The sequence below is a fragment of the Marivita sp. genome (assembly GCF_022763305.1).
Taxonomy (GTDB): Bacteria; Pseudomonadota; Alphaproteobacteria; order Rhodobacterales; family Rhodobacteraceae; genus Marivita.
In genome coordinates this window covers 86,715-110,156 of record NZ_JALEGT010000035.1, presented here as the reverse complement: position 1 = coordinate 110,156, position 23,442 = coordinate 86,715, and the positions used below count along the sequence as shown (strand labels likewise).

The window sequence follows — 23,442 nt, the reverse complement described above, 5'->3', positions numbered from 1 at the left end:
TGCCATGAGCCTGTCTGGTGCCCTGTCCAACGCAATGAGCGGTCTGGTCGCGAATGCACGCGGAACAAGCGTCATCTCTTCCAATATCGCCAACGCGCTCAACGAACATTACGGCAGGCGCGAGGTCAGCCTGTCAACCAATGCGACCCAGACCTCGGGTGGGGTGATCGTGGCCCAGATCACGCGCCAAAGCGATCCCGTTCTGGCCCATCAGAAACGAGTGGCCCTTGCCGAACAGGCGGCAGCATTCGCGCATGCCACGTTCCAAGGCAGTCTCGAAAACCTGGTCGGCAGCATCGACACGATCGGCTCGCTTGCCCAAAAGCTCACCGGGTTCGAAGCCGCACTCCTGTCCGCTGCATCAGACCCCTCTTCGGAAACGCGATTGCGCAATGTCTCCTACGCCGCGGAGGATTTCGCATCGGGCCTGCGCAAGGCCAGCACAGGGCTTGATCGGTTGCGGGAACGCGCCGATGCGGGGATTGCGATAGCCGTCGACCAGATGAACGCCGGATTGTCGGAACTCGACAGACTCAACAACCAGATCATGACGGCAAAGCATCTCGGGCAGGACGTGCTTGGCCTGCTGGATCGTCGGGATGCAGCGCTGGACGCGCTCGCAGTTCACGTTCCGTTGCACGTCGTGGAGCGGGACAGCGGTGCCATCTCGGTCTTCACGGCGCAGGGCAGAACCCTTCTTGACGAGCACGCGGTTCGCATCGGGTTCACGCCAAGCGTGACCATCCTTCCTCACATGACCGCAGCAAACGGGCTGCTGTCCGGCCTGACGATCGATGGCAAATTCCTCGATCTGCCCGGGCCCGCCCTGATGCAAGGGGGCGCGCTGGAGGCACAGTTCCACTTGCGCGATACCGAGGCCCCCGATGCACAACGCCGCCTCGACGGCATTGCGCGCGACGTCATCGACCGGTTTGGTCCCGCCGGGCCGGATGCGACACTCGGGGCAACGGACGCCGGGCTCTTTACGGACGCAGGTATGCCCCTGTCGCCGGGATCCGAAATCGGACTGGCAGGCCGGATCAGTCTTTCGTTGGCATTGACCGCCTCGACGGTCGAACCGTGGCGCTGGCGCGCCGGGATCAACGCCCCGTCTCCGGGTGACGTCGGCCAAAGCGCACTACTCCTGGCCCTGCGCGACCAGGTGTCGGCAACTCTCTCGCCGGGGTCCTCGGCATTGGGGCTGGCACCACGTTCGCTTGTAGACCATGTGCACCGTTTCGCCAGCGATATCGGCGCGGATCGGATCAGAACCGGCAACTCTGCCGAAGCCATGACGACCCGTCTGGAAGACCTGCGTCAAGCGTCGGCAGAAAAAGGCGTCAACACGGATCGCGAGCTTCAGGATCTGATTCAGCTCGAGAAATCCTACGCAGCCAATGCTCGCGTGGTTCAGGTCGTCGACGACATGCTGTCCGAACTCTTGAGAATTTGAAGGAACATACCATGCGCGCCATCGGTGATCTTGCCACGTACATCATCTCACGCCACATGCATGACCGGCTTCAATCCGAGGCGGACAGAGCTGCATTCGAGACAACAACCGGGATGGCCAAGGACCGGACGCGCCATCTCGGTGGGTCGTCGCTCGCGGTTTCGCTTTTGGAGCGAAAGAGCCAGTTGCTGGAACAGCATCGCCGCGGAGTTTCCGAAGCCGCTCTTTTCGGCACAACGTCGCAAACCATTCTTGGCCGGATTCAGGATCAGGCTGCTGTGCTTGCAAACAGTCTGTCGCTGGTCTCGCAGGTGCAGCTGACCAGTGAAGTGGAAACGCTTTCCGCAACCGCTGCCGCGACTTTTCACGATACGGTCCGTGCCTTGAATTCCGAAGTGGGCGGGCGCCATCTTTTCGCCGGCTCGGCCACTGGGCAAAGACCGCTTCTGGACGGTCAGAGCCTGACTGGCATGCTGCGGGCGCATGTGTCCGGAACGACTGATCCCGATGCCATCCGGTCTGCTGTCGAGGCATGGTTCGACACCCCGGGTGGACCGTTTGAGACCATGGCCTATACCGGCTCTGCCACCGGCTTTGCCATGCAGCCGATCGGTCCGGACGAGACTGTGGTTTTTGGCCTTCGTGCCGATTCAGAGACGATACGCGATCTTCTCAAGGCGCTTTCTGTCGCAACTCTGGCGAGCGATCCGGCCCTTGCGCTTTCGCTTGCGGATCAGAAGCGGCTTCTCGACCACGTGCGGGGTCAATTGTCCGATGTAGACCGCACCCTTACAGAAGAGCGTGCCACTTTGGGCCTGATCGAAGCCCGCATCGAAACCGCTCGCGGTGCCGTCGATGCCGATCTCGATCGGGTATCTTTGGACCGACTTGCCTTGATCGGGGTCGATCAGTTCCAAGCGGCCTCGGAATTCGAGGCGGTGCAGCAGCAACTCGACGTGTTCTATCGCGTTTCAGCACGGCGCGAGCGTGTTTCTCTCGCAGAGTATCTGCGATGAGATCGCTGCTCATCCTGTTTGCCTTCCTGGTGACGCCTGGCCTGCTCTTGGCGCAGGGTGTCCGACTCAAGGACCTTGCGAATTTCGAAGGTGTGCGCGGCAACGATCTTGTCGGGTACGGCCTTGTCGTGGGCCTCGACGGAACCGGCGACGGTCTCCGCAATGCGCCGTTTACCGAAGACATCATGTCCAACATTCTCGAAAGGCTTGGTGTCAATGTCACAGGAGAGCAATTCCGTGCCAAAAACGTCGCCGCAGTGATTGTGACAGGGCAATTGCACCCATTTGCGCGCGCCGGAGGTCGGATCGACGTGACGGTTTCGGCGATTGGCGACGCCACCAGCCTTCGAGGAGGAACGCTGGTCATGACGCCGCTCAATGCGGCCGACGGTCAGATCTATGCGGTCGCGCAGGGATCGATCATTGCCGGCGGTGTCGCTGCCGAGGGGGACGCTGCGCGCACCGTTCAGGGTGTACCGACGGCGGGCAGCATCCCATCTGGTGCCATCGTTGAGCGCGAAGTCGAATTCGACTTTGCGCAAATGCCAAATCTTCGCGTTGCGCTGAAGACGCCTGATTTCTCGACGGCCTACCGGATCGAGCGGGCCATCAACCTTGCTGCTGGCGCTGGAACCGCGACAATGACCGATTCCGGAACCATCGCCATCGATATTGGCCGGTCGGGTCAGCGCTCTGCCTCGCATTTCCTGGCTCAGATCGAAAATCTTCTGATTGAACCGGATACAATTGCGCGTGTCGTCGTGGATCAGCGATCCGGAACCATCGTGATCAGTGAAAATGTCCGCGTGTCACGTGTGGCTGTGGCCAAAGGAAATCTGACATTGACCGTCGAGGAGCAACCTGTCGTCGTTCAGCCCAATCCGTTCGCCGAAGGCGAGACAGTCGTCGTGCCGCGATCATCTGCGCAAATCCAGAACGCGCCACCAGTTTCCTTGGCTGAGGTGCCCGGAAGCACAACGCTTTCCGATGTGATTACAGGACTGAACGCGCTTGGGATTTCACCCAACGACCTGATCGACATCCTGAAGACAATAAAGGCGGCCGGGGCGCTGCACGCCGAATTCGTCGTGATGTGAGCTGACTCTCATCCACAAAGAGGACCTTTCCCTATGATCGCACTGGCGGGCATCGCCTTCACCTTCGTCATGGTATTCGGTGGCTATCTGCTCGCGGGTGGTAAACTGGGGATCATTCTGAAATCGCTTCCCTTTGAGATGATGATGATCGGCGGAGCGGCTGTTGGAGCATTTGCCGTCGGAAACACGATGTCGTCCCTCAAACAGACGGCACGGGACACGATGAAGGTCTTCAAGGGAAGCCAATGGAAAGCAGAGGACTATACGCTCTTGTTGCAGGTGCTGTACCAGCTGATCAATCTTGCACGGAAAAACCCGGTCGGGTTGGAAGCACATATCGACAATCCGCAGGACTCGGACATCTTTGCTCAGTTTCCGAAACTTCTTCGGGATCACGCGGCGCTCGACATCATCTGTGACACGTTGCGATCTGCGGCGATGAACTACGATGACCCGATGCAGGTCGAAGAGTTGCTGGACAAGAAGATCGAGGAGACGAAACACCACCTTGAACACTCGGTGCATGGACTTCAATCCATTGCGGATGGGTTGCCGGCGCTGGGAATCGTGGCCGCGGTATTGGGCGTGATCAAGACGATGGGATCGATCGACCAGCCACCGGAAGTGCTGGGGAAACTGATCGGTGGTGCCTTGGTTGGGACATTCCTTGGCGTTTTCCTGGCTTATTGCCTCGTCGCACCGTTTGCGCTTAAGGTGAAAGCCGCTGCTGACGATGACATCTATTTCTATCGTACGATCAAGGAAGTCTTTGTCTCACATCTGCATCAGCATCCGCCGAAGATGTGCCTGGAAGTGGCAAGACAGGGAATCCCCCATCACCACCGTCCCGGTTTTTCGGCGCTGGACGACGCCATTCGCACGATCAAGATCAATGCCTGATATCTGTCGCGCAATTCTTTTCTGTTTCGGTCTTCTATGGCCACAGGCTGTATTGGCCAATTCCGGCATCGTGCGTGGGGGTGAACATGCAGCGTTTACGCGTGTGACCATTTCCTCAAGCGCCCCTCTTCGCGAGATTGCTCTAAAGGACTTGGGGCGTGACAGGATTGGTCTGAATGTCGTGCCGGTGTTTTCCGAGCTTGACCAAAGCCGGTTGTTCGACCGGATCACAACGGATCGCGTCAAAGCGGTTAGTCGCACCGAGACCGGAATCGAGGTTCAGTTGAATTGCGATTGCGAGGCCAGCGCAGTCCTCGAGTCCAGCGGATTGATTGTGATCGATATTCATGACGGATCAGTCAAGAAATCGTCTCCCTTGCCACGTTTCCCGGTCACCAGTGGCGCCTTCCCCTCTGCCGATATTGCTTCGCGGCCGTACAACGCGCTGTTCGCACTGGATTTTTCAGTGGTGGAGCGGATCAACAAGACCATTGCATCACAGATCGGCCAGACCGCCCATATCAGCGGGTTCAGCGCACTCGCTGACACCAGACCATTTCCCACCCCGCGAACCCGCACCGACACAGTGCCGGGCGACACAGCGCCATCCTTCGACCAAGATGTGGACAGGTGTCACTGGTCGGAAAAAGTCTGGGATCTCATCACCGGCAATAATGCCGGCCAGATGGATGTCGTCGATGCATCCGCAGATCAATCAGACTTACCCGATCCCGGTCAACCGGTTGCAGGTGCTGAGGATTGGACAGTGCGATTTCTTTCTGAAGGCCGGCTTGAAGAGGCTCGACTTGCCTTTTCCTTAACCTCACCCGATCCGCGTCAGCAGGCCCGATACCAGGCGTTCGAAGCCTTGCTGACCGGGACTGCGCGCGGCGGATCATTCAGGTTCGGGGACTGCAATAAGTTGGATGACGTTCTCATCGCGACGCTGAGCCAAGGCGCCGATATTCCGAATTCGACAAAAATCGAATTGATGAACACGTTCGCTGCCTTGCCCGTTGGGTTGCAGATTCTTCTTTTTCAAAATCTTATTGAACCGTTTTCTCATCCGACCGACGCGCTTTTTCCGGATCTGGCCAAGCATCACGGCGCAGAATTGGCTTTGTCGAAGCGCATTTTTGACGATGCTTACAATATAGCACCTGCTTCTGATCCGGATATGCAGGCGGCGATGACGATCGAAATGCGAGGGACGGACCTTGAAGAGCAAAGCTGGCAGGCCGGCTTTGACGCCTATCTGGAGCACAAACGATATTTCGACGCGCTTGAGGCGCTGACCTCCGATCCGCCGCTGTCGGAACGAAAACATGCACTTGCCGCAACCGAACTGGCCCAGCATGTCGCTTTGCATGCGGACAGCGTCACATTTCTCGAGTTTGCGCTGGGCGTCTTGCCATTGCTTGATCCGACACCATCGGATGCCGCACTGGCGCAAGTGGCAAACCGGCTTGAAGAGGAAGGCTTTGCGGCGACAGCCACGCAGATCGGTCGTTCGACAACGGGCCTTGAGGCTACAGTGGACGGTCCATCGACGGCGGCAACAGCGACAGAACCCGAAAATACGTCCAATAATCAGCCGGGGCCGAGCGCCGATGCTGAAACACCGGTTTCCGTTTCATTGGCGCGACAACAGGTGGAGAATGCCAAGGCCCTGCGCCAGTCGCTGACAGACGCATTGTCGAGATAAAGTGTTCAAACGGTAAGGCGATTTGCCGTATTCATGGGTATCCGGACCAGCAGCTTGGACGAGGCGCCGAAGCCATGAAGTTTCTATGGGTGTTTTTGTTGACCATCATGTTTGGCGGCCTGTCGACTTTGGCACAGGCGCAGCAAACGGCAGATGAACGTCACACGGCATTTGGTCTGAACGGCATTGCCGATTGGTCGACGCAACATCCCTTCATCGATGTGATGAAATCCGCACGACCCTGGTTTGGGCATCTTCATGGTCAATGGGGTGGCATGGAGTTCGAGGAAGTCCGTGACAGTGGTGTGATGGATGCGAACGGTTGGCCGACAAGAATACCGGCCGCGGCGAGCAAGCTTGAGACGGTCATCCTGACAGACCAGCCGGAGGACGCCCTGCATCTTTCTGGGCGCTACGTTCTGATGTATGAAGGTCAAGGCAGTTTGAGCCTGACGGGCCGCGCCCGCGTGATCAAAAGCGAACCGGGCTTGCGGGTCTTCAGTTACAGGCCTGGTCCGGATCTGGTGGGCATCGTGATCTCGGAAACGGATTCCGATGATCCGATACGAAATATCCGCGTGATCCCTGAAAAGCACCTTGAGGCCTACAAGGCCGGTCAGGTGTTCAACCCCGATTGGCTGGCGCGGTTGGGAAAGGTGGATCTGATCCGTTTCATGGACTGGGCCTTTACCAATGGGTCCACGATCAAGACGTGGTCCGACATGCCATCGGTTGAGGATTTCAGTTATGCATGGCGCGGCGTGCCGCTTCCTCTTCTGATCGATTTGGCCAACAGCGTCGGCGCTGACCCGTGGTTCAACATCCCTCACCTGGCCGAGGATGACCAGGTCAAGCGCTATGCGCAGATGGTCAGGGATGGTCTTGATCCCGAACGGACCGCGTATGTGGAATACTCCAACGAGGTGTGGAATTTTCTTTTCGAACAGGCGCAGTGGTCTGGACAGCAGGCCGAGCGCGTCTGGGGCGAAACCAACGATGGCTGGATGCAGTTTTACGGGGTGCGGGCCGCCTCGGTGATGAAGATATGGACCGATGTGTTCGGTGCAGATGGGCAGGACCGGTTGATGCGGGTCGTCGGGGTCCATACGGGCTGGCCCGAACTTGAACAGTCCATCCTCTTTGGGGATCGCGCGACGGATATGTTGGGCTATCCTCCCGTCGAAATGTTCGATGCCTATGCCGTGACGGGGTATTTCGGCGCTGATCTGGGTGAACCGGCGGCACTGGCCGATGCTTTTGATGCTGCGGAGGACGGGGCCCGCAAAGAGGGCGAGGCGAAAGGTTTGTCGCGTGTCGCCCTGCGGGAATATGTCAGGCAGAACCGGTTCGAGGGACTGAATGACATGGCCGCAGATATGGTGCGGCGTGGATCGTTGAACGAACTGACCGAATTCCTTTGGCCCTATCATGCCGGTGTCGCCGAACAGCACGGGCTTAAACTGGTCATGTACGAAGGCGGAACCCATGCCGTCGCTGCCTGGGAGGTCAACGATGACGAACGGCTGGTCGAGTTTTTGACTGCGTTCAGCTATTCTGAACAGATGGCCGATCTTTATCGCGAGGCGATCGGGGCTTGGAGCCGTCTGACAGACAGCCCGTTCAACGCCTTCGTCGATGTTGCCGGGCCAAGTAAATGGGGAAGCTGGGGGGCGTTGCGCCACCTCGATGACGACAATCCGCGTTGGCGGGTCTTGCGGGGCATCCCGCCGGATTCTGCCGCCGAGTAGCCCCGCGCTGTCCGGCTTTCCTTAAATTTGACAATATCTTATGGCAACGGATCCCGTGATCCGCAGGTCTCTGGACGAATAGGAAGTGCCTTTTATGCCGCCGAATGCCCGCGGTCTCACAAATGACGCCATGCCTGTCCTGAGCGTTCTGATCCCGGCATCCAACGAGGAGGCCCTGATCGGAGACTGCCTGCGTGCCGTGCTGCACAGCACCTGGGAACATGCAGCGCCTTTCGAAACGATCGTCATATCCAACGGAAGCACGGATCGGACGACCGCGAAGGCACTTGAAATGAAGCCCCTGTTCCAAGCGACAGGGCGCATTCTGCATGTGCTCGATCGCAAGGAAGGTGGCAAGCTGGGGGCGCTGAATGCAGGGGATCACATCGCCCGCGCCCCCATCCGGGTCTATCTCGATGCGGATGTCGAGGTATCGAAACCCCTGATTGCCAAGCTTTTCGACGCGTTGGACCAACCGGAACCGCGCTATGCCAGTGGCCGCCTCGAGCTTGCGCCGGCGCGGACCTGGACTACGCGGGCCTATGCCCGCATCTACGCGCAGGTGCCCTTCATGAAACACGGTGTACCCGGTGCGGGACTCTTCGCCGTGAATGCCGCCGGGCGCATGCGATGGGGGGCGTTTCCCAACATCATTTCCGACGACACCTTCGTCCGGCTGAGCTTTCGCCCGGAAGAACGGGTCGCCGTCGACGCCCCCTGTACCTGGCCTCTGGTTGAAGGGTGGAGAAACCTTGTTCGGGTCCGCAGGCGCCAGAATGCCGGTGTCGATGAAATCCAGGAATATTATCCGGAATTGCTCGACAATGACGACAAGCCGCCCTTTCCGGCTCGCGACAAGATGAAGCTGACCCTAAAGGATCCGCTCGGTTTTGCCGTATATTCAGGAGTTGCACTTGCCGTTCGCCTGACTGGCAGCAAGGCAACGGGTTGGAGTAGAGGGCGGTGATGCAAGCCATTATGTCGAGATTTCGGGGCACGTCGCTCAACGCGCGGTTCATGCGCAGCTCCATGTTCACGCTTGGCGGGTATGCGTCGGGCCAGTTTCTGCGCCTTGCCTCCAACCTGATCCTGACGCGCCTTCTTTTCCCGGAAGTCTTCGGGATGATGGCGCTGGTCAGTGTCCTGATGCAGGGGCTTGCGATGTTCTCGGATGTCGGCGTCGGTGCGTCGATCATGCAGTCCAAGCGCGGCGACGATCAGAAGTTTCTCGACACTGCGTGGACGATCCAGGTCATCCGCGGCACGCTTCTTTGGGCGGTTGCCTGCCTCATGGCGATCCCCGTGGCGAACCTGTACGGGGAACCTCTGCTGGCGTGGATCCTGCCGTGTGCTGGCGTGACCCTGTTCATTGCGGGGTTCAATCCGACGCGGCTCGAAACGGCCAATCGGCACCTCATGGTTGGGCGCATGACGGGTATCGAGCTGGGTGTGCAGGCGATCACGATTGTCATCACGGTCCTTCTTGCCTGGCAGCTTCACTCGGTCTGGGCGCTTGTGATCAGCGGGATCATCTCGTCTTTTCTTGTGCTCATCGCCTACAACATCTTTCTTCCCGGAGAGCGAAACCGCTTCAACTGGGAGCGCGAGGCCGCGAGCGAACTGATCGGGTTTGGCAAGTGGATTTTCCTGAGCACAATCTGCGGCTTTCTCTACATGCAGGGCGACAAGCTGCTGATCGGCAAGTTCCTGACGCTGGAACAGTTCGGCATTTATAACATCGGCTTTTTCATCGCGAGTTTTCCGCTGTTGATGGGCACCATGATGACGCGCAAGGTGCTGATCCCGCTCTATCGGGAACGGCCGCCCTCGCAGAGTGCCGAGAACTTTCGCAGCATCCGCAAGATGCGGGTCGTCCTGACGTCCGGAATGATGGCGCTGACGGGTGGTGTGTCGATTGCCGGGGTTCTGCTGATCGATCTGCTCTACGATCCAAGATACCTGATGGCCGGCCCCGTGGTCGTGCTGATCGCCGCGATGCAGATGCCGCAGCTCCTAGTCCTGACGTATGAACATGCCGCACTCGCCACGGGCGACTCGCGCAGGTTCTTTGTCTTGTCCATTGCGCGGGCAGTTCTGACCCTTGGGTGCCTTTATATCGGCCTGCAACTCGGCGGATTGTTCGGGGCTCTTGTCGGCCAGGGCCTTGCTGGTTTGGCGGCCTATCCCTTTGTCGTGTGGTTGGCCCAAAACGCGAAAGCCTGGGATGCCAAGCATGACATGGCCTTTGCCTGCATCGGTGCCGGACTGATCGCCGTCGCCATTTCCTTTAATCTGGATGACGTTCTTGCGCTTGCCTCAATGTGACCTGCGCGGGCCATCCATCAAAAGAGACTTGTCAACATCCCAGTGCGCGCCCAATTTTGTTCATATTTATGCGATACTGGTCCGTCCTTGGGAATAGGGTATGACCATGACACATGAAACAACCGCGCCATCTCTCGGTGCGGATGGGGATATCGCCATCGTCGGCATGTCGGCGCATCTTCCGGGTGCCGCAACGCTTGCGCAATACTGGCGCAACCTCCGTGATGGTGTCTCGTCGATTCATCGCCTGACCGAAGACGAACTGGCCGAGGCCGGCGTCCCTCCTGGTCTGATGCGCCACCGGGATTATGTGCCCTACGCGGCGCGGCTGGACCGGTTCGATCACTTCGATGCCGACTTTTTCGGCCTGTCTCCCAAAGATGCTGCAATCATGGACCCGCAGCATCGCCAGTTCCTCGAATGTGCGTGGGAAGCGCTGGAAAATGCAGGGCACATGCCCGAAGGCCAGGCCGGGCGGATCGGCGTCTTCGGTGGCTGCGGCATGGGCAGCTATTTCTATTTCAATCTCTGTTCGAACCCGGACCTTGTCGACAACACCGGCATGTTCCTGTTGCGGCATACCGGCAATGACAAGGATTTCCTGACGACACGCGTCAGCCATGTGTTCGATCTGGACGGTCCTTCGGTCAATGTGCAGACAGCCTGTTCCACCTCGCTCGTCGCTACACACTTCGCCTGCCAATCCTTGCTGAACGGCGAATGCGATCTCGCCCTGGCAGGTGGGGTCACGATCGAACTGCCACAGGGGCAGGGCTACCTCTACAAGGAAAACGAGATCCTGTCGCCAGATGGCCAATGCCATGCCTTCGATCACCGCGCCAAGGGCACCGTCTTTGGGTCGGGAGCCGGTGTCGTTGTCCTGCGTCGGCTGGCCGATGCCATCGCGGATGGGGATCATATCTGGACAGTCATCAAGGGCAGCGCGGTCAACAACGATGGTGCGGCAAAGGCGGGATATCTTGCTCCCTCGGTCGAGGGGCAGGCCGACGCGATTGCCGAGGCTCAGGCCATCGCCGGCGTGACCGCCGACACGATCGACTATGTCGAATGTCACGGAACGGGCACCTATCTGGGTGACCCGATCGAAGTCGCTGCGCTGACACAGGCCTTTCAGGCGACCAGTGACGCTGTGGGACATTGCCGGATCGGATCGGTCAAGACCAATATCGGCCATCTCGACACTGCGGCAGGTGTGGCCAGTCTGATCAAGGCATCCATGGCTTTGCACCATCGTCAGATGCCGCCCAGCCTTGGCTTCGAAAAGCCGAACCCGACCATTGATTTCGAACATTCGCCCTTCCGTGTGAATGACCGGCTGACCGATTGGCCGCGCCGTGACCATCCACGCCGCGCCGGGGTCAACTCGCTCGGGGTGGGTGGCACCAATGCGCATGTGGTCCTGGAAGAAGCACCCGAACGGCAAGCCTCGGAAGCAAGCGACTGGCCATTCCAGATCATCACGGTCTCGGGGCGGACCAAGCAGGCGCTTGATGCCAACGCAGCGCAACTGGCGGCGCATTTGCGGGCCAATCCGGATCAACCACTGGCCGATGTGGCCTGGACCCTCAAGACCGGACGCCGGGCGTTCGAAAAGCGCCGCATCGTGGTTGCCCGCACGCACGAAGACGCGGCAAAGCTCCTTGACGGATCGGATGCGCGTCGGGTGCATTCGCATGATGCGCTGTCCCGTCCCGAGACGGTGTTTCTGTTCCCGGGCGGTGGCGCGCAATATGTCGGCATGGGGCGCGATCTCTACGAGACCGAGCCGGTCTTTGCCGAATGGATGGATCGCGGCCTTGCGCATCTGCAAACACTCGAAACGCGCGACATCCGTGCGCTGTGGCTTCCTGAACCGGGCAAAGACACCGACGCGGCAGAGGCCCTGCGTCAGCCATCGCTGCAGCTTCCGCTGATCATGATCGTGGAATACGCGCTGGCTCAGCTCTGGATGAGCTGGGGTCTGCTTCCCAGCGCGCTTGCGGGACACTCGATGGGTGAAAACACGGCGGCCTGCGTCGCCGGTGTCATGTCGTTCGAAGATTGCATTGGGCTCGTGCATCTGCGTGGCACCCTGTTCGATACAGTCGAAAAGGGCGGCATGATCTCGGTTGCCTTGCCCGCGGAGGAGCTGAAGCCGCTGCTGGGCGAAAAGCTTGATCTGGGTGCGATCAACAGTCCGGGCCTCAGTGTTGCATCGGGGCCAAGTGGGGCACTCATGACCCTTGAGGCTGAACTCAAGCGCCGGGATGTCGACTTTACCCGCATCCCCATTGATATTGGAGCCCATTCGCGCATGCTCGATCCGATCCTTGACCGTTTCCAAGCGTATCTGGAACAGATCGAGCTCACCCCGCCGCAGATCCCCATCACATCCAACCGCACTGGCGAAATGATGACGGCGGAACAGGCGACCAACCCGGACTATTGGGTGTCGCATCTCCGGGGCACAGTCAATTTTGCCAAATGCCTCGACACCCTGTCAGATCGTCAGAACCGCATCTTCCTCGAAGTTGGACCGGGCAAGGCGCTGTCGGTGCTGGCCCGTCAATGTGAAGGCATCCAGGCCAACCAGGTCCTGTCGAGCCTGCGGCATCCCGACGAAGAGATCGAGGATGATCGCCACATGCTCGAGGTGTTGGGCCGTGTCTGGGCGCTGGGCGGTCACGTCGATTGGGATCAGATTTGGGGGGAGGCCCGTCGCAACCGCGTGCCCTTGCCCACCTATGCTTTCCAGCGCTCCCGCTATTATATCGAGCCGGGCCAGCCGCAGAACCAGACGGTGTCCAGCTTCCTGACCCGAATCGAGGGGATCGAAAACTGGGGGTGGACTCCGGTCTGGCGTCCGAAATACGCCGCAACTCCGGTCGATGTCCGCACCGATCTCGACAAGGCTGATTTGCAAAGCTGGCTGGTCTTCATGGACGATGCCGGTGTCGCGTCGGCTGCCGCCAAACGTCTGCGCGCGGCGGGTCATTCGATTGTCGAGGTCTGGCCCGGCGACAGCTTTGCCCGGCTTGACGATACGACCTATGTTCTGGCGCCGGAGCGGGGGCGCGAAGGCTATGACCTTCTGTTCCGCGATATGCTGTCTCGACGATTGGTGCCCAGCCGTATCGCGCATTTCTGGGGCGTGACCAAGGACAACAGCCATCGCCCAGGATCAAGCTTTTTCCACCGCATGCAGGAACACGGGTTCTATTCGCTGATGTTCATCGCCCAGGCGATTGCGGATGAAACTCTGCCTCGGCCAACGCAGATCTCGGTCTTTACCAACGGTGCCGCCGCCTTTGGCGATGAACGGCTTGTTTCGCCGGAAAAGGCCATCATGTCCGGTCCCGTCCGCGTGATCCCTCGGGAAATCCCCGGGCTGACCGTATCTTCGCTGGACCTTGTTCTGCCCGCCGCTCCGACGCGTCGGCTGTTCGCCCGTCGCACGGATGCCAGAGCTGACCAACGCGACTGGCAGGATCTCGTCGATCAGGTCATCGAAGACATGATTGCCGATCCGTCAGCGACGATTGCTCTTCTGCGGTCGGGGCGACGGTATGAGCAGGCGCTGCAGAAGACCCCATTGAAACCAGTGACCGAGTCGCCGGTTCGGCCCGGTGGCACCTATCTGATCACGGGTGGCTTCGGTGGGATTGGCCTGACCGTTGCCAGGTCACTGGCTGAACTGGGGTGCACTCTGGTGCTGACAGCCAGAGGTAACTTGCCAAAACGCGAGGTGTGGGCTCACTACCTGCAACGTCATGCGCCGCAAGACAAACTGGCGCGACGCATCCGCGCCGTGCAGGAACTTGAAGCCCTCGGTGCCAAGGTCGAGCCGCACGCGGCGGACATCTGCAATCTTCCAGAGATGCAGGGCGTCGTCGAGGCAACCGTGGCCCGCCACGGGCGGATCGACGGTGTGATCCACGCCGCGGGCTTGATGGAGGATGCACCGCTTCTTGCCAAGTCGACCGGCTCCATCGAAAAGGTGTTTTCCTCCAAGATTCACGGCACCAAGGTTCTGGATCAGCTGTTCCCCGATGGATCGACCGATTTCATCGTGCTTTTTGCGTCGTCCTCGACTCAGACCGCGCCTGCCGGTCAGATCGACTATGTTGCGGCGAACGAGTACCTCAATGCCTATGCGCATGCGCGCCGTGGCGACGCGACTCGCGTCATGGCGATCAACTGGGGTATCTGGGCCGATGTTGGCATGGCTGCGACTGCCCTGGCGGACCGGATCGGCGAAACCGACCCGGTTGCCTTTGATCCTGTCGATCTGCCACTGCTCGACAAGACGGGGTTCGACCCGGCCGGAAATCGGATTTTCGAAGCGCGGTACACCACCGAGGACTGGTTCATCGATCAACACAGAACCAAACAGGGGGATGCGCTGTTCCCCGGTGCCGGCTATCTGACGCTGGCGTCCAAAGCGCTTCGCGGTCAGGGTGAGACCAGCAGCTTTGCGATCCGCAACATGACGTTCCTGCGGCCCTTGCATGTGCCCGATGGCGGAGAGCGCGACATTCGCCTGCGTCTGTCCCGGCGGGATGACGGCTATCATATGGATGTACTGGGAAGCTGCCATCTGGATGGACAGGCAGGCTTTGTTCCCATTGTGACGGCCGATCTGTCGCTCATTCCCGAGGCCCAGCCCAAACCCATCGACATCGATGCAATCCGCAAGCGCTGCGGGGTTGCGCGGACGGCCAGCAATGGCACAAAACTCGCAGCTGCCCAGGAAACACAGCTCGCCTTCGGGACGCATTGGAAGGTTCTGGACAGCTGCGCCTATGGCGACCGGGAAGGGATTGCTGATCTGTCGTTGAACGCGGTCGCACAAGAAGACAGGCGTTGGCATTTCCATCCCGGATTGCTCGACATCGCCACCGGATGGGCCATGGAATTGATCGATGGCTACCGCGCCGACAGGCTTTGGGTGCCCGTGTCCTACGACCGGGTTCATGTCTATCACCCGCTTCCCGAACGGATCGTCAGCTGGGTGCGGTCTTCGGGCAGCAACCGGAATGACGACGAAACCGCGTCGTTCGATATCTCCATCGCCATGCCCGACGGCACTGTCTGCATGGAGATCGAGGACTTCTCGATCAAACGACTGAGCGACATGTCATCGCTGTCCACACCCGTCAAAGCGGCAAAGACCGAATTCGAACCGGCCGATTTCCGGAAATCGACGCAGCCCTTGTCCCCTGCCGAAGAGCGGTTTCAGCACAACCTGTCCCAAGGGATCACCTCCGACACCGGAGCCGAGGCATTCCTGCGCGCTCTGGGTCGCGGTGCACCACAGGTCTATGTGTCCTCGCTCGACATGCAGGCGCTCATTGAACAGGCGATGATCGCCAACGATCCGAAATCTGAAGGTCAGAAATTCGATCGTCCGCAACTCGCCGGAGACTATGTCGCGCCGGAGACGGAAATCGAACGCACGCTCGTCGGAATCTGGGAAGAGCTTTTGGGTGTCCAGAATGTCGGCGTCGAGGACAGTTTCTTCGATCTCGGGGGGCACTCGCTGATCGCGGTGCGCCTCTTTGCCAAGGTGCGCAAGACGTACAACGTCGATTTCCCGATCTCGATCCTGTTCGAAGCGCCGACCATCCGGGCCTGTGCGTCGCTCATCAAGGAGCGGACGGGCTTGTCCGACACCGCCGAGGTGAAAGACAAGAAGCCCAAACCTCAAACCCGTCGCTTCAAGCACATCGTTGCGATGCATGATGGTGAAGGTGGGCCGAAGTCGCCGTTCTTCCTGGTCGCAGGGATGTTCGGAAACGTGCTGAACCTGCGCCATCTGGCCCAGCTGCTCGGGTCGGATCGGCCATTCTACGGTCTTCAGGCCCGTGGCCTCTACGGCGACGAAACACCCCACAGCTCCATCAGGGATGCCGCGCGCGACTACATCGCCGAGATGAAACAGGTGCAGCCCACAGGGCCATATTATGTGGGTGGTTTCTCGGGGGGTGGCATCACCGCCTACGAGATCGCCCACCAGCTTGAAAAGATGGGCGACGAGGTCGCGCTGATCGTTTTGCTGGATACACCGCTGCCTCAGCGCCGCCCGCTGGCCCGGAAGGACCGCTTGTTGATCCAATTGCAGGAAACCCGCCGCAAAGGTCTTGCCTATCCGGTGATCTGGTTGCGCAACCGGATCGACTGGGAACTGTCCAAGCGACGTGCCTCCGAGGAAACTAAGGCCACACACAGCTTCCATAATGCCGAAATCGAACAGGCCTTCCTGCAGGCGGTTTCGACCTATGAGGTCAAGCGCTGGTCTGGTCGCATCGCTCTGTTCCGGCCGCCTCTGCATGCCACCTGGACGGTGTCCGGTGGCCGACTGGTCAACCACGAACGGGCCTATCTGTTCGACGACAACGACTGGGGTCAGTACGTGCCTCAGATCGAGGTGTTCGAGGTGCCGGGCGATCATGACAGCATGGTGCTGGAGCCCAATGTGCGGGTGCTGGCCAGCTATCTGCGCAATGTCATCACCACGACAGAAGCCTCTGTCGGCGGCAAGGGGCGTGTCTTGTCCTTCAAGGCAACAGAGGCGGCGGAGTGACCTGCATGACCGAAATCGTTGTTGTCATTCTGAACTACAAGACTGCCGATCTGGCTGTCCAGGCGGCCAAGTCGGCCGCGGCAGCCATGGCATCCGTCTGCGGCGCAATCGTTCTTGTCGACAACGACTCTCCCGATGAGTCCTTTAAGTCCATGAGCGCCCTTGTCCGTGACGCGGAATGGCCGGCCCATCTTGACGTGCAGGTTCTTCAATCCGGTCGCAACGGTGGGTTTGGAGCGGGCAACAATTTCGGCATTCGCGCAGGACTCGACATCTGCCCGGCAGCTGACTTGGTCTACATCCTGAACCCGGATGCCCGTGTCGAACTCGATGCGATCGACGCGCTGGTGGCATATCTGGACACGCATCCGGAGGTGGCCATCGCCGGCAGCAATGTCTACGGCGAGTCGGGCGAGGATCATTGCAGCGCATTTCGTTTTCCCAGCCTGGCTTCCGAGTTCGAGGGAGCGGTGCGCTTCGGGCCTGTGACCCGCCTCCTCAAGAAATATGTGCTGCCGATGCACACGCCGGAGCAGTCTGGGTCGGTTGGTTGGATCCTTGGTGCCTCCATGCTTGTCCGCACCAGCGTGCTCGCAGAGATCGGCCTGTTTGACGAAACCTTTTTCCTCTACTTCGAGGAAACGGATTTTTGCCTTCGCGCGCAACGTGCGGGGCATCAGGTGCATTTTGTCCGCGAAAGCCGCGTCTGCCACATAGGATCGGTGTCGACCGGAATGGGGCGTTGGACGCGCACTCCGTCTTATTGGTATCAAAGCCGCTGGTACTATTTCAGCAAGAACCACAACCGGGCTTACGCCATCGCGGCGACAGCGTTGAATGTTCTGGGCACATCGCTCTGGCGGGTGCGCAGGCGGATCGAGGGCAAGCCGATCACCGGCGCGAAATGCTTTCTTCGGGATATGGTCTCACATGACCTGAAGGCGCTTCTGCGGCCGACGCCGGAGTCCGCAATCCGTGTCGTTGGTCTGCCGTCCGACACGGCCCTGCAAACCAGCGCGGAGTGAGTCATGACCCAGTTCGACTGCATCATCATCGGTGACGAAAGCCTGACCCGCCATTGCGCGGAAACGCTGCTGTCGCAGGGACATGGGCTCGCGGCGCTTGTCACCGACAGTCCCGACCTTGCGGCTTGGGCGCGGGATCGCGGCATCCGCTCCGAGGGGCATGGGCCTGATCTGTCCGCACGTTTGTCGGGGCTTGCGGTTGACTGGGTGCTGAGCATCGCCAATCTCAAAATATTGCCACGCGACGTGCTGGAGCTTGGCAAAAAGGGAGCGGTCAACTTCCACGACGGTCCGCTGCCGAAACGGGCTGGCTTGAATGCGCCGGTCTGGGCGCTGATCGACGGAGATACCACACACGGCATCACATGGCATCTGATCGATGACGGCGTCGATACCGGCGACATCCTTGTCCAGGCGGCGATCGACATCTCGCCTCGGGACACTGCGCTGACGCTGAACACGAAATGCTACGAAGCTGGTTTGACCAGCTTCCCTGATCTCTTGCACGAACTCACGCACGGCCTGCCCAATCGCCGCGCACAGGACATCAGTCAACGAAGCTATCACGCTCTGACCGACCGGCCCGAAGGTTTTGGTCTCCTGCGGTTCGACGTACCGGCGGACACCGTGCTTCGGCTTGTCCGGGGTTTGGATCATGGCACCTACCGCAATCCGATCTGCACGCCAAAGCTGCGCCTTGGCGACACTCTCGTCCATGTCGCCAGTGCCGAACGCGTAGAGAGCAGCGCTGCTCAAGGGGCGGTGATCGCGATCGATGACGAGTCGATCACGATTGCCTTTGCCGATGCAGCCCTGCGTCTGGGTAAATTGATGCTGAGCGATGGCAAGCCAGCCCGCCCATCGGATCACGTGACGCTGGGTACTGTGCTGCCCTCATTGGCCAAGGAAGACGTGGCCGAAATCGACCAGACCATGCGTACTGTTGCAAAGGCCGAAGCGCGCTGGCGTCGCACCTTGGTTGGCGCGGTTCCCATCACGTTGTCCTTCACGCAATCTGGCGCGCCGTCGATCCGCACCAGCCACACCGACCTGCCAGCGGACCTGATCGGCGCCGCGCTTGCCTGTCTGGCAAAACGGTTGGCATCAGAACCCGGGTCTTTTGTCGCTCTGTCAGACCCAAGCCTCATGCGCGACGCGCGCTTCGGGTTGGTGCAGCCATGGGTTCCAGTGTCTGTCGAAGTGCTTGAGAACCAGCTGCCCACGCCTCATGCAGGAATTGCGACCGATCTTGCCCTGCGAGAGCCAGCCCTGTCCTGGACTGGGACACCCGATCTGGCAATCTCGCTAGGTGCCGGGCCGATTCCCGGCGCTGCGATCACCTTTGACCTCACTGATGACGTGGTCCTCGTTCACGTGGATGAAGGTCGGATTGCACCGGATGCCGCGCAAATACTGATCCGCCGTCTGAATTGGATCACGGAACAGCTTCGTAATGGCACCGCTGCGACCGATCTTTCGATCCTTCCGCCAGAGGAACGCGATGCGGTACTGACCGAGTTCAACAAGACGGCTCTGCGGCTTGACGGTCCAGCCACCATGCATGCCGCGTTCGAAGCTCAGGTGGCGCGTACGCCGGATGCCGTGGCGCTGGTGTTCGAGAACATGTCGATCACCTATGCCACGCTGAATGAACATGCCAATCGCGTGGCGCATACGCTGCGCAGCATTGGGGTGCAGCCGGACACGATGGTCGGCCTGCATTGCGCGCGCGGCCCGGACCTGATCGCCGGGGCGCTCGGCATCCTCAAAGCCGGTGCGGCCTATCTGCCGCTGGACCCGGAATATCCCAAGGACCGGCTGGCGCATTACCTCACTGACAGTGCTGCGGGCGTTGTCATCACGGAACACGCTCTGCAGGACGACTTGCCCGAAACCTCGGCCGAACGGCTGGTGATCGATCGTGATCCCCGCCTCGCATCGGCACGTACGAGCAATCCCGAACCCGTCGCTGCTGCCGACAATCTGGCCTATGTCATCTACACCTCCGGATCGACAGGCCTGCCCAAGGGCGTGATGGTCGAACATCGCAATGTGATGAACTTCTACGCGGGCATGGACGCCGTCGTGACGGACAGGGACGATGCGGCTTGGCTTGCCGTGACCAGCCTCAGCTTCGACATTTCCGTGCTTGAGCTCTTCTATACGATGGCACGTGGTATCCGTGTGGTTCTGCCCAGCAGCAGCAAACGGGGTGTCATTTCGGGGGGAGCGGCGCGCCGCAACAGTGATGGGATGGCATTCTCCATCTACTACTGGGGCAATGACGATGGCGTTGGCCGCGACAAATATCGCCTGCTTCTGGAAGGGGCGAAATTCGCTGACGAAAATGGCTTCTGCGCGGTCTGGACGCCAGAACGGCATTTCCACGCCTTTGGGGGGCCCTATCCTAACCCGTCGGTCACGGGTGCTGCCGTGGCTGGCGTGACAAAGAATATCGGCGTCCGTGCCGGCAGTTGCGTGGCTCCGCTGCATCACCCGGCCCGCATCGCCGAGGAATGGGCGGTGATCGACAATCTGACGAACGGACGTGCCGGGCTTGCCATCGCCAGCGGGTGGCAACCGGATGACTTCATCCTTCGTCCCGAAAACACGCCGCCCGACAACAAGCCCGCGATGTTCGATGCAATCGACAAGGTGCGCAAGCTCTGGCGTGGTGAACCCGTGGCCTTTCCGCGCAAGGACGGGAAGATGCATGAGGTTGTCACGCAACCGCGTCCCGTGTCCAAAGACCTGCCCATCTGGGTGACCACCGCGGGCAATCCCGACACCTGGCGCGAAGCCGGAGCCAATGGGGCCAACGTCCTGACGCATCTGTTGGGCCAGTCGATCGAGGAAGTGGCCGACAAAATCACGATCTACCGGCACGCGCTTCGCGAGGCGGGGCACAACCCGGATGACTTTACCGTCACACTGATGCTGCACACCTGTCTTGCGGAAACGCGCGATCAGGCGCGCGAAATCGCCCGTGAGCCGATGAAGGATTACCTGCGTTCCGCTGCAGGACTCATCAAGCAATATGCCTGGGCGTTCCCCGCATTCAAGAAACCCGAGGGCGTGAAAAACGCGTTCGAGCTTAATCTCGGCGATCTGAGCGAAGACGATCTCGAAGGCATTCTTGATTTCGCGTTCGAGCGTTATTTCAACGAGTCCGGTCTGTTCGGCACCATCAATGATGCGTTGGCCCGGGTGGAGCAGCTTCAGGCCATCGGTGTATCCGAAATCGCGTGCCTCATCGACTACGGGATTGAAACGGATCAGGTTCTCTCTGGTCTCAGACCACTGGCCGAGGTGGTTCGACGCTGTGCACCCTCGCTCGATCACGCGGATGACGATTTCTCCATCGCGGCAATGCTGGCGCGCCACGATGTGACCCATATGCAGTGTACACCGTCCATGGCCCGCATGATCGCGATGGATGACGACGCAAGGGCAAGCTTGCGCGGCCTCAAGCATCTCTTCCTCGGAGGAGAGGCTTTGCCCGGCGCGTTGGTGGCAGACCTGAACAGCGCGACTGGCGCCCGCATCACCAACATGTACGGGCCGACCGAAACGACAATATGGTCCTCTTCGGAAATCGCTACGGCCGACGTCGCCACGGTCAACATCGGACGCCCCATCGCAAATACACAGCTGTATGTTCTTGATGAGCAATACGCGCCTGTCGGGATCGGCGAAGCCGGAGAGCTGTGGATCGGTGGCGATGGCGTGACCCGGGGCTATTGGCAGCGCGACGAGATGACGGCGGATCGGTTCCGTGACAATCCTTTTGCCGAAGGGCGCATGTACCGCACCGGCGATCTTGTCCAGCGCCGGATCGACGGAAAACTCGATTTCCTTGGGCGGGCCGACACTCAGGTCAAACTGCGTGGATTCCGCATCGAACTGGGTGAAATCGAAAGCGCGATTCAGACTTTCGAGGGGATCACGAACGCTGTTGTTCTGGCCCGCGAAGACACGCCCGGCGATGTCCGGCTCGTCGCCTATATCACTGCGGCAACCGAGATCGACATCAAGGACCTGAGGGCGTTCCTGTCCGAACGACTGCCCGATTACATGGTGCCCGCGCATGTGATGACACTGGACAGATTCCCTGTTACGCCCAACCAGAAGATCGACCGCAAGGCACTGCCGGCTCCGTCTTCCATTGCGGTTAGACCAAAACCGCGGCCTGCCGCTCAGGTGCAGAACGCAGGTCAGGCGGACGAGGCGCTGCGCACCCGCATCGCCGCGATCTGGACCGAGGTGCTGGGCGTCCAGTCCATCTTGCCCGACGACAATTTCTTCGATCTGGGCGGCCATTCGCTTCTGGCGGTGCAAACCCATCGCGCCGTACGTGACCGGCTGGATGTTTCCAAGCTGTCCATCACGGATATTTTCCAGTTCCCGACGCTCTCGGCACTTGCGGATCGGGTGGCGCAACTGGGCGGGCAGTCCACCGAAGGACGAAACAGCGCGCGGGTCATGCCGATCACGCGCAGCGAACAGACGGATCGCGCACAGATGCGGGCCGATGCGATGGCACGTCGTCGGGCCATGCGCGCTAGGCGGCAGGCATAAGCCATGCCCGAGACACGCTTCGTTCTTGCCGGATTGGCGGCCTTGGCCTGCGGGGTGGCAGCTTGGGCTTATTTTGCCTTTCCCAAGACCCTCTCACCTGAGGAATTGGCTGCAGTCTACCAAACACCTTTGCCGCCACCCGATGGCCCGCTGTCGGTGTTTCACCTCGGGCATTCTCTGGTCGGGCGCGACATGCCTGCCATGCTGGCGCAGATGGCGGGTCACAGGCACGCGTCCCAATTGGGATGGGGCACGCCGCTCAAGACCCATTGGGAACCTGATGAACCGATCCAGGGCTTTGATGTCGAAAACGCCCATGATCACTACAGAGATGCAAAAGAGGCGTTGGACAGCGGAGAGTTCGATGTTTTCGTTCTGACCGAAATGGTCGAGATCGAAGCCGCGATCGAGTATTTCGATGCGCCGGTCTATCTTGAAAAATGGGTCTCGCAGGCCCGCAAGGGCAATCCCGAGATCCGCGTGTTCCTTTATGAAAGCTGGCACGATCTGGACGATCCGCAAGGTTGGCTGACACGTCTTGACACCGATCCCGCGCGCTATTGGGAAGGCGTGCTGCTCGCCCGTGCTATGGCGGTTGGTCGCGAACCGCAACCGATCCACGTGATTCCGGCGGGGCGGGTCATGGCGGAACTGGTCCGCAGGATCGAAGCGGGTCCCGGCGTTGATGATGTCACCTCTCGCGAAGATCTGTTCGCGCGGATGGAAGATGGGTCGATTGATCCCATCCACATCAACGATCTCGGGGCCTACCTCGTGGCGCTGACCCATTATGCCGTGCTCTACCAGAGATCGCCCTTGGGCCTGCCCGCACAGCTTGACCGCGCGGATGGCACACCGGCCGACGCGCCGGGGGCGGAGCTTGCCAAACTGATGCAGCAGACAGTCTGGGACGTGGTCTCGGGCCTGCCAATCACCGGAATTCCGCAGGAGTGATCCCGGTTCAGCACGCTTGTTTTGCCCGGGCCAAGGCACAGCCGGGAAACGCGTTGTT

General features: G+C 60.1%; 12 protein-coding genes. All 12 read left to right on the top strand.

The window, feature by feature from the left end:
* The first annotated feature begins 4 nt into the window (after positions 1–4).
* Entirely contained in the window at positions 5–1,453 is a 1,449-nt protein-coding gene (locus tag MRY75_RS06485; protein ID WP_292306327.1) for a flagellar basal body rod C-terminal domain-containing protein, read from the top strand.
* Positions 1,454–1,464: 11 nt separating this feature from the next.
* Positions 1,465–2,469, top strand: a complete 1,005-nt coding sequence (locus tag MRY75_RS06480) for a flagellin (protein ID WP_292306326.1) — start codon at positions 1,465–1,467, stop codon at positions 2,467–2,469.
* Complete coding sequence (locus tag MRY75_RS06475) at positions 2,466–3,566, top strand: flagellar basal body P-ring protein FlgI (protein ID WP_292306325.1); 1,101 nt, start codon at positions 2,466–2,468, stop codon at positions 3,564–3,566. The genes MRY75_RS06480 and MRY75_RS06475 overlap by 4 nt, the downstream gene beginning before the upstream one ends.
* A gap of 33 nt (positions 3,567–3,599) precedes the next feature.
* Positions 3,600–4,466, top strand: coding sequence for a flagellar motor stator protein MotA (gene motA, locus MRY75_RS06470; RefSeq protein WP_292306324.1), 867 nt, complete (start codon positions 3,600–3,602; stop codon positions 4,464–4,466).
* Positions 4,459–6,171 carry a hypothetical protein gene (locus tag MRY75_RS06465; RefSeq protein WP_292306323.1) on the top strand — a complete coding sequence of 571 codons (1,713 nt, stop codon included), beginning with the start codon at positions 4,459–4,461 and terminating at the stop codon, positions 6,169–6,171. The genes motA and MRY75_RS06465 overlap by 8 nt, the downstream gene beginning before the upstream one ends.
* 98 nt (positions 6,172–6,269) lie before the next feature.
* The gene (locus MRY75_RS06460) at positions 6,270–7,919 is read left to right on the top strand and encodes a hypothetical protein (protein ID WP_292306322.1); all 1,650 of its coding nucleotides are present in this window, start codon (positions 6,270–6,272) and stop codon (positions 7,917–7,919) included.
* Between the two features lie 130 nt (positions 7,920–8,049).
* Positions 8,050–8,886: a glycosyltransferase family 2 protein gene (locus tag MRY75_RS06455; protein ID WP_292306321.1), complete on the top strand. Its 837-nt coding sequence runs from the start codon at positions 8,050–8,052 to the stop codon at positions 8,884–8,886.
* Positions 8,887–8,897: 11 nt separating this feature from the next.
* Positions 8,898–10,244 carry an oligosaccharide flippase family protein gene (locus MRY75_RS06450; protein ID WP_292306320.1) on the top strand — a complete coding sequence of 449 codons (1,347 nt, stop codon included), beginning with the start codon at positions 8,898–8,900 and terminating at the stop codon, positions 10,242–10,244.
* 106 nt (positions 10,245–10,350) lie between these two features.
* Positions 10,351–16,827, top strand: a complete 6,477-nt coding sequence (locus MRY75_RS06445) for a type I polyketide synthase (protein ID WP_292306319.1) — start codon at positions 10,351–10,353, stop codon at positions 16,825–16,827.
* 5 nt (positions 16,828–16,832) lie between these two features.
* A complete protein-coding gene (locus MRY75_RS06440; protein ID WP_292306318.1) occupies positions 16,833–17,852 on the top strand; it encodes a glycosyltransferase family 2 protein in 1,020 nt (339 codons plus the stop codon).
* A 3-nt stretch (positions 17,853–17,855) separates the two neighbouring features.
* A complete protein-coding gene (locus MRY75_RS06435; protein ID WP_292306317.1) occupies positions 17,856–22,430 on the top strand; it encodes a MupA/Atu3671 family FMN-dependent luciferase-like monooxygenase in 4,575 nt (1,524 codons plus the stop codon).
* Between the two features lie 3 nt (positions 22,431–22,433).
* Positions 22,434–23,384, top strand: coding sequence for a hypothetical protein (locus tag MRY75_RS06430; RefSeq protein WP_292306316.1), 951 nt, complete (start codon positions 22,434–22,436; stop codon positions 23,382–23,384).
* Positions 23,385–23,442: the final 58 nt, after the last annotated feature.